General features: G+C 64.5%; 12 protein-coding genes. 7 read left to right on the top strand and 5 right to left on the bottom strand.

The window, feature by feature from the left end:
- Positions 1 to 143: 143 nt before the first annotated feature.
- Complete coding sequence (locus AC0L2D_RS07110) at positions 144 to 1,880, top strand: sulfatase-like hydrolase/transferase (RefSeq protein WP_473540673.1); 1,737 nt, start codon at positions 144 to 146, stop codon at positions 1,878 to 1,880.
- Position 1,881: 1 nt separating this feature from the next.
- Here the strand turns inward: AC0L2D_RS07110 and AC0L2D_RS07105 are convergent, their stop codons facing one another.
- The 5 genes from AC0L2D_RS07105 to AC0L2D_RS07085 all read right to left on the bottom strand — a co-directional run bounded on the left by AC0L2D_RS07105 (position 1,882) and on the right by AC0L2D_RS07085 (position 8,812).
- Positions 1,882 to 3,462 (bottom strand): indolepyruvate oxidoreductase subunit beta family protein, encoded by a 1,581-nt coding sequence (locus tag AC0L2D_RS07105; protein ID WP_473540672.1) that lies wholly within the window; start codon positions 3,460 to 3,462, stop codon positions 1,882 to 1,884.
- On the bottom strand, positions 3,455 to 5,608 hold the full coding sequence (locus AC0L2D_RS07100) for a thiamine pyrophosphate-dependent enzyme (protein ID WP_013527966.1): 2,154 nt from the start codon (positions 5,606 to 5,608) through the stop codon (positions 3,455 to 3,457). Before AC0L2D_RS07100 ends, AC0L2D_RS07105 begins: the two co-directional genes overlap by 8 nt.
- 44 nt (positions 5,609 to 5,652) lie before the next feature.
- Complete coding sequence (locus tag AC0L2D_RS07095; protein WP_013527967.1) at positions 5,653 to 6,135, bottom strand: MarR family winged helix-turn-helix transcriptional regulator; 483 nt, start codon at positions 6,133 to 6,135, stop codon at positions 5,653 to 5,655.
- Positions 6,135 to 7,706, bottom strand: a complete 1,572-nt coding sequence (locus AC0L2D_RS07090) for a phytoene desaturase family protein (protein WP_473540671.1) — start codon at positions 7,704 to 7,706, stop codon at positions 6,135 to 6,137. Before AC0L2D_RS07090 ends, AC0L2D_RS07095 begins: the two co-directional genes overlap by 1 nt.
- A 314-nt stretch (positions 7,707 to 8,020) precedes the next feature.
- Positions 8,021 to 8,812, bottom strand: coding sequence for a cyclase family protein (locus AC0L2D_RS07085; protein ID WP_063169953.1), 792 nt, complete (start codon positions 8,810 to 8,812; stop codon positions 8,021 to 8,023).
- Between the two features lie 119 nt (positions 8,813 to 8,931).
- Here AC0L2D_RS07085 and AC0L2D_RS07080 point away from each other — a divergent pair, with 119 nt between their 5' ends.
- The 6 genes from AC0L2D_RS07080 (at position 8,932) to AC0L2D_RS07055 (ending at position 15,921) form a co-directional block, all read left to right on the top strand.
- Positions 8,932 to 10,506 carry a phytoene desaturase family protein gene (locus AC0L2D_RS07080; RefSeq protein ID WP_473540670.1) on the top strand — a complete coding sequence of 525 codons (1,575 nt, stop codon included), beginning with the start codon at positions 8,932 to 8,934 and terminating at the stop codon, positions 10,504 to 10,506.
- Positions 10,507 to 10,616: 110 nt separating this feature from the next.
- A complete protein-coding gene (locus tag AC0L2D_RS07075; protein ID WP_027161803.1) occupies positions 10,617 to 12,146 on the top strand; it encodes an ABC transporter substrate-binding protein in 1,530 nt (509 codons plus the stop codon).
- A gap of 222 nt (positions 12,147 to 12,368) precedes the next feature.
- Positions 12,369 to 13,376 carry an ABC transporter permease gene (locus AC0L2D_RS07070; RefSeq protein ID WP_013527972.1) on the top strand — a complete coding sequence of 336 codons (1,008 nt, stop codon included), beginning with the start codon at positions 12,369 to 12,371 and terminating at the stop codon, positions 13,374 to 13,376.
- Entirely contained in the window at positions 13,369 to 14,217 is an 849-nt protein-coding gene (locus AC0L2D_RS07065) for an ABC transporter permease (protein ID WP_013527973.1), read from the top strand. Before AC0L2D_RS07070 ends, AC0L2D_RS07065 begins: the two co-directional genes overlap by 8 nt.
- Positions 14,214 to 15,092, top strand: coding sequence for an ABC transporter ATP-binding protein (locus AC0L2D_RS07060; protein WP_473540669.1), 879 nt, complete (start codon positions 14,214 to 14,216; stop codon positions 15,090 to 15,092). The genes AC0L2D_RS07065 and AC0L2D_RS07060 overlap by 4 nt, the downstream gene beginning before the upstream one ends.
- Positions 15,085 to 15,921 (top strand): ATP-binding cassette domain-containing protein, encoded by an 837-nt coding sequence (locus AC0L2D_RS07055; RefSeq protein WP_473540668.1) that lies wholly within the window; start codon positions 15,085 to 15,087, stop codon positions 15,919 to 15,921. Before AC0L2D_RS07060 ends, AC0L2D_RS07055 begins: the two co-directional genes overlap by 8 nt.
- The last annotated feature ends 64 nt before the right edge of the window (positions 15,922 to 15,985 follow it).

Genomic DNA, 15,985 nt, shown 5'->3' with positions numbered 1-15,985 from the left:
GGCGGCCCCGCGCGAGCGCTGGCGCGCACCGGACAATCCCGACCAGCCGAGTTAAGGTTAAATCCACTATACATTTGTTCTTAGCCCGCAAATAATCGAAGAATTTCCCGAAACTATGCTCAGGCATCTTCGTGGGAAAATCTGTGGTTCAGCTTCAAGGTCTTGGACGGGTGCTCTGCCATCCGCTGACGCTGGCCGTGGTCAGCCTTGCAGGCGTCTTCGCCGCCGGACGGGCCGAGCACGAATGGCTGTCGGTGCCGTTCTCGCTGGCGCTGGTGGCAGCCCTTGCCGGGCTTCTGTTCCTGGCTTCGGGGCGCCTTGCCTTTTCCGTCTATCTCGCCTGGATGGGCATTGCCTTCGTCACCGTGGTTTCGGCGATCAAGTTCAGGATGAAGGGGTTTTCGCTACACTTCTACGACACGGTCTTCGTGTCGAGGGATCCGGAAGTGTACCGCTTCCTGCTCGGCTCCTACCTCCATCTGATCGCGCCGGTCGTCATTGCCCTGGGGCTCGGCATTACGGCGGCGGTGCTTCTGTTCCGGATCGATCGGAAAATCGGCTGGCCGGTGTCGGCACGCGTCCTGGTGATGGCGGCGCTCGTCGTTCTGGTGCCGCTGACCTTTCCGGCCGAGGCCTCGAAGGACCGCTATTTCTACTACATGCAGGGGCGGCACATGTCGGCCTTCTTCGTCTCGCTGCTGGATTTGCACAACCTCGTTGTAGAATCGGGCTTCGAAAAGCGGCTGCAAGCCGTCGCGCCACAGCCGCCTTTTGCCGACACGGTCGATTGCGGCGACCGGGCTGATCTTCCCGACGTCTTTTTCGTGCTCAGCGAAAGCCAGTCCGATCCCGGCTATTTTCCGCAGGTCGGCAACGGCGCAGGATTCCTGCAGAGATTCGCACCGGGGGCCGGCACGCCGCATCCTATGCAGGTCGAGACGTTTGGCGGCGGCACCTGGATCACCAATCTGTCGCTGATGACCGGCCTGTCGGCCACCGATTTCGGCTGGCGAAGCCCCTATCTGACCATCACCCTGCAGGACAAGGTCGCCGGAGCCTTGCCGGAGGTGCTGGCGCGCTGCGGATATCGGACTGTCGTGATGACGCCGATGGACTTTTCGTTCGTCAATGAAGGGCCATTCCTGAAATCGATCGGTTTCGAGACCGTGCTCGACATCAAGGACATCGCCGCGCCCTTCTATCACCTGCGCGACAACTTTTATTACCAGGCGGCCGAGGCATTCATCGCCAGGCACCATAGGGAAGACGGCCGGCCGCTGTTCCTCGAAATCCAGACCATGTTTCCGCACTCACCCTATGAGGGGCGGATGGAGCCCGGGCTGAAGGTCGAGGGCGAGCCTTTCTCGGGCGATTTCCAGGCCAATGAGTATCTGCGCCGGATGGCGGTAGCGCGCGGCGATTTCCAGGATTTCCTCGACAAGAGGCAAGCGGATGCCGGTGAACGCGGCGCCGTGGTGCTCGAATTCGGCGATCACCAGTCGTCGGCGACCAAGCCGTTCGTCGACGCGATCGCCGGGGACGACGCCTTGGCGACCCCTGGCTCGCTTGCCTATCGCACTTTCTACACGCTCACCACCTTCAACCATCCTTTGCGCCATCCGATGCCTGACCTGGCGCCGCTCGACGTCGGCTTCCTCAGCGCGAGCCTGCTCGACGCCGCCGGCCTGCCGATGTCGCCTGTCATGGCCGACCTCGTGCGCCTGCGCGACCATTGCGGCGGCAGGTTCCATGGTTGTCAGGATCGTGCGGAGGTCGATGCGCATCTGCGCCGGCGCGTCGATACAGGCCTGCTGCATCTGTTCCCGGAAGCGGTGCCGCTGCATGGGCTGGCGCCGCTCCAATCGGTGGATGCCCGTTAAATCAGCCTATTGTATCCGGCCCCAGCGTCGCCACGGTCTTCAGCGCACCGTCCAGCATGTCGCCCTTCTCGTCCTTCAGCGCCATCTCGCGCAGGCGGCGGATCCAGTCGGCGGCGTCGGTGCGGCCCTTGACCATGTCGAGCGCGGACAGCACCCGGTCGAATTTCGACTGCGCCCGGACATGGGTGTCGCTGTAGCCCTTGATCAGCCGGCGGCAATTGAGGATTTCGACGGCCAGTGCGTAATCCTGGGGCACATGGTCGAGCGCCAGCGCGTACCAGCCATCGAGATGCGCGACCTCGACCTTGTGGCGCAGCAGGCTGCGGCGCCAGCGGCGCAGGCCACCGATGAACCAGAGTGCTGCAAAGCCGGCAAAACTGTCGGTGCGGATGCGGCGGCCATGGTTGATGCGGCGGTCGAGAAAGGCGGCGAGCTTCGGCCGGTTCTCGATGTAGCTGCCCAGACCCGCCGGCAGCGTGCCGCAGAACTCCTCGATGCGCGGATGGAAATATTCGGTGACCTGCAGGATCGAGCCATCCTTGACGCCGACCTCGCGGCGCACGCGTTTGTCGCGCGTCGAACGTGTCTTGAGATCGGCGACGCGGATCATGTCGTCGTAGCACAGCGCGTTGGCCAGATGCTTGGCGGCAGCGATGGACAAGCCATAGCCCTGAATCGGCCCGTCCAGCGCGACGGCCTTGTCCAACCGGTCGAGATAGTCGCGCCCATAGGCGATGTCCTGATAGTCGACGACCTTTCTCAAGCCTCGAAGCGCCATGTCGCGCACGGCCACCGGCAACAGATCGATGCGGGCAGCCAAGGCCTGCCAGCCTTGCAGCAGGTTTCGCGGGCCACTCACCTGTCCGGCGCCCAGGGCAGATTCGACAATCGCGGGCTCGGCCGGCTTTGGCGCCGGCTCTGCCGTGCCGCGCGCACGGTCAAACGCGGCACCGAAGGCGGCGAGGCTGGCCTTGACGCCCCGGCCGCCGGCACCGATCGCCTGTTCGTAGCTCTCGCGCGTGAACGGCAGGGCGTCGGATCCCGCCAGCGCGCCAAGCAGGCTGGCCGAGATCATCGAGCCATTGTCGGCGGCGATCTTCTCCATATCGAAAGCGATGAAGCGCTTCGATGCGGCTTCCGCCGTTGCATGCACCTTCGACGACGAAGCCCGGCCATCGCCCGGTTCGATCTTTTCCGACACGGCGGCAATGCGGTGCGACGAGGCGATCAGCGTGGTGCGCTCGGGCGTGACGAAGCCGCGAATGATGGCGCGGCCGGCTTCCATCAACTCCGCCGCGATCAGGATGTCGACATCGCCCTGCGAGGGCGACAGCGCAAAGACCGGCAGCCGGCCGGTGTCGCGGGCCATCTCCACATAGTAGATGGTGGCGCCGGTACGCTGGGCGACGCCGGCGACCGAGGTCGACTGCGCGACATAGCCGTTGCGCTCGGCGACATCGGTAATCCAGTCGGCGAGCACGCCGCCGCCCTGGCCGCCGACCGCCAGCACGGCGAGCTTGATGACACGCTCACCATCCTGAGCGCCGGCGTGGGCGCGAAGTGGGGGGACGGCGTCAAGCATCGGCGAAAGTCAGGCGCCGGCTTTCGCGGCGACGCTGCAACAGGCTGATGGTGGCGCGGCGTGCGGCTTCCAGGAAGCGATCCCAGCGGCTTGGATTGTGGACGACGTCGGCGCGATAGAAGGACGGGCAGAGCACCGCCGCATCGGCGACCTCGCCGCAATTGCCGCAGCCGACGCAACTCTGGTCGATATGCGCGACCGGATCGTCGCGCAAAGGATCGTCGAGCGACTTGACCGACAGCGATGGGCAGCCGGACAGCCGCATGCAGGCATGGTCACCGGTGCAGATGTCCTCATCGACGCCGAACTTCGGTTTCACGACACGGGTCCCGCCCTTGATCGCCTTGTCGACCAGCGGCTTTTCGCGGCGCTGGCGGTTGAGCATGCATTCGGACGAGGCGACGATGACTTTCGGCCCCTTCTCCTCCGTCGTCAGCGCCTCGCGCAGCGTGTCCTGCATCTTGGTCACGTCATAGGTGCGGTCGACATGGCGCAGCCATTTGACGCCCATGCCTTTGACCGCCTCGGTGATCGGATGCTTCGTCGACTTGGTCTTGTTGCCGGCGCGGGATGAGAGGATGTCCTGGCCGCCGGTGGCGGCCGAGTAAAAATTATCGACGATGACGATGACGCCGTCGTTCTTGTTGAACACCGCGTTGCCAATTGAGGAGGTCAGGCCGTTGTGCCAGAAGCCGCCGTCGCCGACGAAGGAGATGGAACGCCGCTTGGCATCAGGCGAATTGAAGGCTGAGGCGGAGGCCGGGCCCAGCCCGTAGCCCATGGTGGTGGCGCCGAGCTCGAAAGGCGGCATGATCGAGAACAGATGGCAGCCGATGTCGGAGGCGATGTGATGCTTGCCGAGCTCCTGCTCGACCAGTTTTGTCGCGGCAAAGATCGGCCGTTCCGGGCAGCCGATGCAGAAGCCCGGCGGCCGGCCAGGCACGACATTGATCAGGTCGGCTGCGTCGACTCCGTCGCCGACCTTGTTGGGCGCGCGCACCTCGCCCGGCAGCAGATGCGGCGCCTCGGCGCGCAGGAAGGCGCCGATGCCGTCGAGCATGACCTGGCCGGTATATTCGCCGGCCATCGGCAGATGCTCCTTGCCAACCAGCCTGGTGCCTCGACCGGCCTTGTGCAGCATCGAAGCAAAGGCCTGTTCGATGTAGTTGGGCTGGCCTTCCTCGACGACCAGCACCGACTGCTTGCCCTCGCAGAACGACAGGAACTCGTCATCGATCAAGGGATAGACGGCATTGAGCACATAGAGCGGCACGTCGGTGTCGCCATAAATGTCGGCAAGGCCGAGCCGCTGCAGCGCGCGGATGACCGAATTGTACATGCCGCCCTGCATGACGATGCCGACCGAGCCATGGTCCGAGCCGAAGAACTCGTTGATCTTGTTCTTGGCGATGAAGTCGACCGCCGCCGGCCAGCGTTTCTGCACCTTCTCCTTCTCATGCAGGAAGGAGGCGGGCGGCAGCACGATGCGGCCGGTGTCGCGGCGCGGCGCGTCGAGGGCATCGGCGACCGTCATCGGCGGCCGCTTGTTGTCCTTGGCGATGAAATGGCCATGCACGTGGCAGCACCGGATGCGCACCTGCAGCATGACCGGCGTGTTGGAAATCTCCGACAGCTCGAAACCATCCTCCACCGCCTTGACGATCGATGGCAGGTTCGGTCGCGGGTCGAGCAGCCACACCTGGCTTTTCATGGCGAAGGCATGGCTGCGCTCCTGCATGATCGAGGAGCCCTCGCCATAGTCTTCGCCGACGATGATCAGCGCGCCGCCGGTGACGCCGCCGGAGGCGAGATTGGCGAGCGCGTCTGAGGCGACGTTGGTGCCGACCGTCGACTTGAAGGTCGCCGCACCGCGAATGGGATAATGCACTGACGCCGCCAGCATGGCGGTGGCAGTGGCTTCCGAGGCGCTGGCTTCGAAATGCACGCCGAGCTCGCCCAGAATGTCCTGCGCGTCGGCCAGCACGTCCATCAGGTGGCTGATCGGCGCGCCCTGATAGCCGCCGACATAGCCGACGCCGCATTGCAGCAGCGCCTTGGTGATGGCGAGAATGCCTTCGCCGGCAAACTCCTCGCCGGCACCGAGCCTGAGTTTTTCGACTTCCCTGGCAAAAGACCGTTCGGCCATTCTTTTCTCCCTTCCGTTACCGCCAGCGCTGGCGGCGCGTAGGTCTAGATGTCGTGCTTGCGAATGTTCTTCAGCATCTTCAAAAGCGTAGCGATGAGTGCGGAATATTCGGCATCGTCGATGTCGTCGAACATCGCTTCGAACGCGTCGTGCATGGCCGGCCAGGCGCGGGTGAACTCGGCGCGGCCCTCGTCGGTCAGGAACACATGGCGGATTCGGCTGTCGGTGACACCCTGCTCGCGTCGCACCAGACCCTGGCCCTCCAGCGTATCGAGGGTCCGGCTCAAGGTTGATTGCTCGATGACCGTATAGACCGAGAGGTCGTTGACGGTGATACCGTCGGTGACCGACAGCACGGCGAGCGTGCGGACCTGCGGGATGGTCAGGCCCTGCTTGCGGAAATCGTCGCGCAAGGTGGCGTTGTAGCGGCCCATGATGCGGTTCATCAGATAGGGCGCGAATTGCTGCAGCCCGATCTGCCCCAGGGTCGAAATGCGCTGGCGCTTTTCCGCGACCTTCTCTTCCATCACAGCCTCCCCGCCAGGAGAAAGCCGGAACCGCCGCCGAGACCCGCACCCGGGTGGGTCGAGGCGCCGATATGGTAGAGACCCTTGATGCCGGTCTGATGGTTGCGGCTGGTCTTGAACGGCCGCCACAGGAAAGACTGGTCGATGGTCGAGGAACCGCCATAGGGGTCACCGCCGACCAGGTTGATGTTCATCGCCTCCAGATCGGCCGGCGAATAGGCGCGGCGCGCGATGACGCTGTCCTTGAAGCCTTCGATATGGCTGGCGAGGATCGCCTCAATGCGGTCGGCATAGGCTTCGCGCAGCACATCGGTCCATTGCCCGTCTGCCGGCGCCTGCAGCTTGCCGGCCGCGTCGCCCTTGATGTGGCGAGGCGCCTCTGGCAGTTGCAGCCACAGGATCGCCTTGCCCTCCGGGCAGCGCGACGGGTCGAGCGCGTGCGGCTGGCCGACGCAGATGGTCGGCACCTCCGGCAGCATGCCGCGCGCCGCCTCGTTGCAAGCTTTCGAGACGCCATCCAGGCCGGGCGTGAGGTGCAGCAACGCCACCTTATCCAAGCCTTCGCCCGGCCATGCGGGCGGTTTGTCCAAGGCGTAGTGGATCTGGAAATTGCCTTTGCCGTAGCGGTACTTTTGCGTCGCCTCGACATCGGCTTTGGGTGCATCCGTGCCAAGCAGCCTGCCATAGAGCTGCGTTGGCGTAACCGAGCAGATGACGCTCTTGTCGGCATTGATTGTCTCGCCCGAGGCCAGCCGCACGCCGGTTGCCCGGCCATTGTTTTGAACGATCGAAGCGACATCGGCGCCGGTGCGGATATCGCCGCCGCGTTCCCGAATCAAAGCCTCGAAGGCCGCCAGCAGGTTTTTTGTCCCACCCTTGACGATCGGTGCTCCGGCCGCCTCAAGTGCGAAGGCGATCACCTTGGCGATCTGGCCGGAGAAGGCGTCCTCGGGTCCAAGCCCGGCATGCAGTACCCAGGGTGCCCACAGCGCGCGGATGGTTTCGGACCGGTAGGTGTTGTCGAGCCAGCCGCGCGCCGGCACCAGAGCTTCGCCGAGGAAGGCGGCAAGGCCGCGCGGGCCACGCCGCCAGCCATCACCGGCAAGCAGCTTCGCTGTCGGGTAGGACCACAGGCTGCCGCCGAGCAAGCCGAACAGCAGGCCGGCATTGCGTTCGATGCCGCCGACATCATCCGCGTGCCGGTCACCGTCGCCTGCCGCGATTGCGTTGAGGGCGGCGATGTTGGCGGCACGGTCGGTGCTGAGCACGGCATGGCTGCCATCCGGCCGCAGCACGCCCGTCGGCGTGCCCGTGTGGCAGAACTCCAGCCCGTGGCGCGCGAGATCGGCGCCCAGTGCCGCAAAGGCCGGCGAGGTGATGAACAGCACGAAGGTCGTCGCCATCACATCATGGATGAAGCCGGGTGCGGTGATCTCCTCGGTGCGCAAGCAACCGCCAATGCGGTCGTTGCGCTCCAGGACGAGCACACGCGCCCCTTTGCCGCCGAGCATCGCCGCGCAGACCAGCGCGTTGATGCCGCTGCCGACGATGATGTGATCGGGGGCGGTCATTGGCGGTTGCTCTTTGCTTGCGGGCAGTGGAGTTCAATCGCGTGGAATTGCGCTCTACGGCGCCCCCCTCTGGCCTGCCGGCCATCTCCCCCTCTCGGGGGGAGATTGGCAGCTTCGGCGCCCCACTCAATCCTGCAACGTCGCAGATTGGCGAAAACCATTGTGAAGGCCAATCTCCCCCCTTGAGGGGGAGATGTCCGGCAGGACAGAGGGGGGCGCCGTAGGGCGCTAGCGTTAAAAGCCTGCCACCCTCTACCTGCCATCAACCCGGTTTCGCCTTCTCGCATGATCTTCTCCCGAAGACCCACCTCGCTTTATTGCTTCGACACCAGCGCCAGCGCGCGGATCGGGCTGCCGGTGCCGTGCTCGATCTTGAGCGGCGCCGCGATCAGGATGGCGCCCTTCGGCGGCAGCTGGTCGAGGTTGCAGAGGCTGGCGAGACCGTAGCGGTTGGCCTTGTGCATCAGCGTGTGCGCCGGGAATGGCGGCTCCATGCCACCGGCCTTGCCGGCATCGGTGCCGATCGTCTCCGAGCCCCAGCCCTTGATATCCTTGCTGATCAGGAACTGGATGGCTTCGGCCGTCGGGCCGGGCGTGTGCGGGCCGGTCTCGTTGGCATTGAGGAACTCGGCTTCCGAGCCGTTGCGCTTGTACCAGTCGGTGCGCATCACCACCCATTCGCCGGCATTGATCGCACCGTGCTTGGCTTCCCAGGCCTTGATGTGGTCGACGGTGAGCAGGAAATCGGGGTCGGCGGCGGCTTCCTTCGAACAGTCGATGACATTGACCGGGCCGACGAAATTCTGCGCCGGAATGGTGTCGGTGGCGCCGTCCGGATAATCCTTGCCGCTGATCCAGTGCTGCGGCGCGTCGAAATGCGTGCCCGAATGTTCGCCGAGCTTCAGCCAGTTCCAGGCCCACCACGGACCGTTCTTGTCGTAACGGGAGATGTTGTGGATCTCGACCTTCGGCGTGTCGACGGCGAGTTCCGGCGGTAGCTTGATCAACGGCGTGTCCGGCCCGAGCGGCGCCGACAGGTCGACCACCTTGATGGCGCCTGAAAGAAGCTGGCCGGCGACTTCGCCGAGGAGTTTTTGCGTGTCCATGGTTTGAAGTTCCCTCTTTCGTGCGATGATCAAGGCTCGTCTCGGCCCTTAATATCCTACTAGACGAAAACATATGCATCTGCAATTATCTTTAAGCATAAAGGAAATGGGGACAGGGCGTGAGCGAGTTCGACGCCATCTTTGTCGGGGCGGGCCACAACAGTCTGGCATGCGCCGCGCATTTGGCGCTCAAAGGCTGGAAAACAGGGGTTTTCGAGCGCGGCGCGACAATCGGCGGCGCCGTCCAGACGCGCGAATTCACCCTTCCCGGCTTCCGCCACGATTTCGGCGCGATGAATCTCAGCCTCTTCGCCGGCTCGGCCTTCCACCGGAAATATGCAAATGAATTGAAAGCGCAGGGGCTGGAGTTCGCCCCGGTCGCCGACTGTTTTGCCAGCGCATTCCCTGACGGGCGCTGGTTCGGCGTCAGCAACGATCTGGAAAAGACCGCCGCGCGCATCGCCGCCTTCTCAGCCGCCGACGCCGCCACATGGCGCAGGCTGGTTGCCGCCTTCCCGGCAGAGGCCGAACACCTGTTCCGGCTGCTGGGTTCGCCGATGAGCGCCCGCGCGCTTGCCGGCACGGCGTGGAACCTGTGGCGCAAGAAGGGCATCGCCGGTTCGCTCGATACGGGCCGGCTGCTGCTGTCCTCACCCCGCGCCTGGCTGGAGGAAACTTTCGAGTCGCCGCATATCAGGGCAACGCTCGCCACTTGGGGCATGCATCTCGACTTCGCCCCGGATATCGCCGGCGGTGCCGTGTTCCCCTATCTGGAATCGATGGCCAACCAGAGTTTCGGCATGGTGCTGGGCAAGGGCGGCGCCGATACCATCATCCGTGCCCTCTCTGGCATGGTGACCTCCGCCGGCGGCAAGATCGTCACCGGCGCCGAAGTCGCCGAGATCACGGTTTCCGCCGGCAGGGCGACCGGCGTACGGCTCCCTTCGGGCGAGTCGCATACCGCCACCAGGGCAGTCATTGCCGGCGTCGCGCCCAAGGCGCTGACGGGCAAGCTGCTGCCCAATGGTTCGGGCGACGCCGGCTTCGACACGGCGATGCAGAAATTCCGCCATGCGCCAGGCACGATGATGATCCACCTGGCGCTGGACGATTTGCCGGATTGGCGTGCCGGAGCGGAGCTTCGGCAGTTCGCCTATGTGCATCTGTCGCCGTCGCTCGACGCCATGTCGCGCACCTATCAGCAGGCCATGGCGGGCATGCTGCCGGACGAGCCTGTGCTGGTGGTCGGCCAGCCGACGGCGATCGACCCGTCGCGGGCGCCTCAGGGAAAGCATGTGCTGTGGGTGCAAGTGCGCATGCTGCCCGCCGAAATCCTGGGCGATGCCGCCGGCAAGATCGCGCCAGCGCATTGGGACAAGGTCAAGGAGGTCTACGCCGAGCGTGTCCTCGACATCATCGAGACCTATGCGCCCGGCCTGCGCAACAAGATCCTCGGCCGCGCCGTCTTCTCGCCCATCGACCTCGAGCGTGAGAACCCGAATCTCGTCGGTGGCGACCAGGTCTGCGGCAGCCATCATCTGGCGCAGAACTTTTTATTCCGCCCGGCGCGCAACTATGCCGGCTGGAACACGCCGGTGGCGCATCTGCACCTCACTGGAGCCGCGACATGGCCGGGCGCCGGCACAGGTGCGGCGTCGGGCTTCATGCTCGCACAACAGCTTGGCGGGAGGTAGGAGCCGGAGATTTCCTTGAGGCTACGAGGGGCAAGGCGCTGCTGCCCAAGAAGCCTGAACCAATGACCTGAAGACGCCGCGCAGAAACAAAACCAACAAGGGGAACGACCATGACAATCAACAGACGGGAATTGCTCGGATACAGCGCTGCGGCACTCGGGGTGGCCGCCGTCGGCCTGCCGCAGATCGCTAGGGCGGCTGCCGGCGAACTGACCATCGCCTACAATGTCAACCTGCCATCCTGGGATCCGACCACCGGACCTTCGGCCGTCAACCCGACGATCCAGGGGCTTTACCAGTCGGTATTCGACCAGTTCATCCCGCAGAAGCCCGATTTGTCCTTCGCGCCGGGCCTGCTCACCGAATGGGGCTGGAACGACGACCGCACGAAGATCATGATGACGGTGCGCGAAGGCGTGACCTGGCATGACGGCTCGCCGTTCACGGCCGAGGACGTCGTCTGGTCGCTGCAGCGGGCAGGCGACGAAAAGACCGGCAACCCGATCCAGTTCGTCTGGAAGAACGTCAACAACTTTAAGATCGACGGCAACAAGATCACCGGCGACGTCGTGCAGTTCGACCCGGTCTATTTCAAATGGATGTCGTTCCTGACCGGCTACATCATGCCGAAGGCCTATTACGAGAAGGTCGGCGCGGAAGGTTTCGAGAAGGCGCCGATCGGCACCGGCCCCTACATGGTGGAAAAGTTCGAGCGCAACGCTTTCCTGCGGCTCAAGGCAAACCCGAACTACTGGGGCGGCAAGCCGGCCTTCGAGAATGTGACGATCAAGTTCGTCGCCGACGCGGCAAGCCGCGTCGCCGAGATCGAATCCGGCTCCTCGCAAGTGACGCTCGAAATCCCCTACGAGGAGTATGACCGGCTGATCGCCAAGGACGGGCTGGCCGGCTCGTGCAAGAACGTTTCCGACATCGGCATGATCTTCTTCAACGACATCGAGGCGATGCTGGACAAGAACGTCCGTCAGGCCGCCGTGATGGCCGTCGACAAGAAGCTGCTGGTCGATCGCCTGCTGCGCGGCTACGGACAGCCGATCGATACGCTGGAAACGCCGGAATACGCATCCTACGACGCGTCGATCAAGGTCGAGCACAATCCGGAAAAGGCCAAGGAATTGCTGGCTGCCTCCGGCTATTCGCCGGAAAAGCCGGTCAAGTTCACCATCCAGACGACCAAGGGCTTCAAGCCCAAGGACTATGAGATGATCCAGGCGATCGTCGGCATGTGGCGCAAGGTCGGCATCGAGGCGACGATCGAGGTCTACGAGATCGCAAAGCACTACGAACTGCGCGCCGCCGATAAGCTGGCGCCGGCCGCCTTCTACAACTGGGGCAACGCCATCGGCGATCCGACCACCTCGACCGGCTTTGCCATGTACGGCCCGAGCCCGCATTCGGTGTGGGACAGCCAGGATTTGATCGACATGATCAACCCGCTGTGGGGCGAGAAGGACGAGGCCAAGCGCATCGCCGGCTGGAAGGCTGTCGACAAATACATCGCCGAGCAGGCCTATGTGCTGCCGCTGATGCAGTATGCGCAGCCCATCGTGCATGCCAAGGGCGTCAATGTGGTTCAGCATGTGTCGGGCGCGCTGCTGCCGGCCCTGATGACCCCGGCCTGAGAGAGTCGAGAAAGGCGCGCTGTCGCAAAGCCGGCATGCCTTCTCCCAACTTGCGCAGGCCCCCTCATCCGGCCCTTCGGGCCACCTTCTCCCCGCTGGGGAGAAGAGACCGGCTCAGCCGTCAGCGACCTCTTCTCCCCTCGGGGAGAAGGTGGCCGCGAAGCGGCCGGATGAGGGGTCTTCGTTCCATCAGTCACCGAAACGCATTAGGCCTACGCCAGAATGCTCCTGCAAAGATTCCTGATCCGTCTGCTGACGATGCTGATCACGCTGTTCGGCGTGGCCGTCGTCGTCTTTGTCGTGATCCGCGTCGCGCCCGGCGATCCGATCGCCATGATGCTGCCGCCTGGTGCTACGGATGCCGACATTGCCCGGCTGCGAGCGCTCTACGGCCTCGACAAGACCATCGTGCAGCAATTCTTCATCTGGCTGTCAGGCGTCGCCAGGGGCGATTTCGGCACCTCGATTTCGCTCAGGCAGGATGTGCTGGGTCTCGTCTTCAACCGGCTGCCAGCGACGCTGGAGCTTGCCATCGTCGCGCTTGTGATGGCGGTGGCGCTCGGCGGCACGACGGCAATCATCGGCGCGCGCGAACGCGGCACGGCGGTCGAGGCCGGCATCGACATCGCCAGCGGCGCGGCGCTTTCCATTCCCGACTTCCTGTGGGGCCTGGTGCTGATCCTGCTGTTCGGCGTGCTGGTGCCGATCTTCGACATTTCCGGCCGGGTGTCGCCGCAACTCGACCTACCCTTCGTCACCCAGTTTTATCTGTTCGAGAGCTTGCTTCGTCTGCGCCTCGACCTGACCTGGGATCTCCTGAAACACATGCTGATGCCGGCCGTGGCGCTGGCGCTGCCGCTGGCGGCGATCATCTCGCAGCTGCTGAAACAGTCGCTGAAGGAAGTGCTCGACCTCGACTACGTCGTGCTGGCGCGGGTCAAGGGATTCTCGGAAACACAGGTCATCCTGCGCGAAGCGCTGAAGAATGCCGCGCTGCCGACGCTGACGCTGGTCGGCGTGCAGTTCACCTTCCTCATCGGCGGCACCGTCATCGTCGAACGGCTGTTTTCCTATGAGGGCCTCGGCAACATGGCGATCGACGCCGTCATCAACCGCGACCTGCCGCTGATCCAGGGCATCGTTCTGGTCTTCGCGCTGTTGTTCGTGCTGATCAACCTCAGCGTCGACATGATGTACGCACTGCTCAATCCAAGGCTGCGCCATGGATGAGGGCCGCGCTCAAAGACGAGCTGTGTCGCCGCGTCTGTGGCTGGCCGGCGGCTGGTTGCTGCTGGCGCTTCTGGCGGCAATCTTCGCGCCGCTGGTCGCGCCGCAGGATCCGCTGGCGCAGGATTTGATGCTGGAACGGTTGCCGCCGTTCTGGATGGCCGGCGCCGAACCCGGCTATTGGCTCGGCACCGACAGCCTCGGCCGCGATCTGTTGTCCCGGCTGATCTTCGGCGGCCGCATCGCCTTCATCGTCGCTTTCGCCGCGGCCATCGCCGCCTGCCTGGTCGGCTCGATGCTGGGGCTGATAGCCGGCTATTTCGGCGGCTGGGCCGACCGCATCATCTCGCGCATCGTCGATGTCTGGATGGCATTTCCGCCGGTGCTGTTCGCCATCCTTTTGGTTGCGGTGCTCGGCACAGGCTTGAGTTCCGTCATCCTCGCCATCGCCATCATCGACTGGACGCGTTTCTGCCGGGTGATCCGTGCCGAGACGATGGGCCAGTCGCGCATGGACTATGTCGAGAATGCCCGCATCGCCGGCTATGGCCGCATCGGCATCATGCTGCGCGAAGTGCTGCCCAATGTGGTGCCGTCAATCGTGGCGCTGCTGTCGCTGGAAATGGGCATCGCCGTCATCGTCGAGGCGATCCTGTCCTTCGTCAATCTGTCGATCTCGACCGACGACCCGACCTGGGGCGGCATCATCGCCGAGGGCCGGCTGTCGATCCACCAGGCCTGGTGGGTGCTTGTATTTCCGCTGATCACGCTGATCCTCACCGTGCTGTCGTTCAGCCAGTTCGGCGAGGCGCTGAAGACGCGTTTCGATCCGGTGCTGCGATGAGCGCCTGTCTCGACATCAGGGATCTGAGCGCCGTGCTGCCCAACAGCCAGCGCGTGCTGCGCTCGGTGTCGCTCTCCGTCCAGCCCGGCGAGGTCCGCGCGCTGGTCGGCGAAAGCGGCGCCGGCAAGACGATGATCGGCAAGGCGGTGCTCGGCGTGCTGCCGTCGAGCGTGCGCATCGTCGAAGGCGATATGTTGCTTGAGGGCGAAGACCTCGGCAAATTGCAGCCCAAGGCACGGCGCACGCTGATTGGGGCACGCACGGCGCTGATCCCGCAGGACCCGCTGACCGCTCTCAACCCGTCACGCCGCATCGGCTCGCAGATGACCGACCGGCTGGTGCGCATCCTCGGCTGGAGTGGCGAGAAGGCCGATACCCGCATTCGCCAGTTGCTGGACGAGGTGCAGATCCGCGACCCCGACCGCGTGCTCAAAAGCTATCCGCACGAACTGTCCGGCGGCATGCGCCAGCGCGTGCTGATCGCTGCCGCCTTCGCCGCCGAGCCACGGCTGATCGTCGCCGACGAGCCGACCACGGCGCTCGACGTCACCGTGCAGAAGCAGATCCTGCGGCTGATCGCTGCGTTGCAGCGCGAGCATGGCACGGCGATCCTGTTCGTCACCCATGATCTCGGCGTCGTCGCCAAGATCAGCCAGAGGGTCTCGGTGCTCTATGCCGGCAAGGTGGTGGAGGAGGCCGAGACCGCAGCGCTCTTCGCCGCGCCGCAGCACCCCTACACACGGGCGCTGATCGCGGCGACGCCACGCTACACCGATCCTTTCGCCTCGCTAAGACCGGTGGACGAGGCGGTGCTGGCCGGACTTGCTTCGGAGATCGCTGCCGCCGACCAAGCCTGGAGGCGGCCGCATGGTTGAACCGTTGTTCTCCGTGCGCGGGCTGAAGGTCGCGCTGCCCGACATGACGCGCAAGCCACTGATCGGCCGCGCGCCATTGGTCGAAATCCTGAAGGGCCTGGACTTCGACCTGCCGCGGGGCTCGGTGACCGGCATTGTCGGCGAATCCGGTTCGGGCAAGTCGACGCTCGGCCGCGCGCTGGTGCGCCTGCTGGAGCCAAGCGCCGGCAGCATCAACTTCGACGGCCGCGACATCACCAATCTGCCGGAAGCGGAGCTGCGGCCGCTGCGGCGCAATCTGCAGATGATTTTTCAAGATCCGATGTCGTCGCTCAACCCGCGCCGCACCATTGCCAGCATTATCGCCGCGCCTTTGAAGCAGAATGGTCTTGGCGACAATCTCAAGAATCGCGTCGCCGAGGCGCTGCAGCGTGTTGGCCTGCCGCAAAGTTTCGCCAGCCGCTATCGGCACGAACTGTCGGGCGGCCAGCGCCAGCGCGTCGGCATTGCGCGCGCTCTGGCACTGTCGCCGAAATTCGTGCTGGCCGACGAGATCGTCTCCGGGCTCGACGTGTCGACGCAGGCGCAGATCCTGACCCTGCTGGAGCAGCTTGCCGCGGAGATGGGGCTGACCGTCGCTTTCATCAGCCACGATCTGTCTGTCATCCGGCGGCTGTGCCGGCAAGTGATCGTCATGCGCGAAGGCGCGATCGTCGAAGCGAGCGCCACCGACGCCTTGTTCGACAAGCCGCGACAAAGCTACACGCGCGATCTCATCGCGGCCATTCCGCTGCCCGAGATCGATGCGAGCTGGCTGGACATTCCTTCCGCCGCCAAGGCGCCGCCATGAATGCATACGCACGCCGACGAGCGGGCCTCGGACGTGCGACCACAAAGACCAAGTCCCGCCAAAT

The organism is Mesorhizobium sp. WSM4833 (assembly GCF_055811095.1).
Note: the sequence above shows the minus strand (reverse complement) of the source record. Positions and strands in the feature narration are given on the sequence as shown.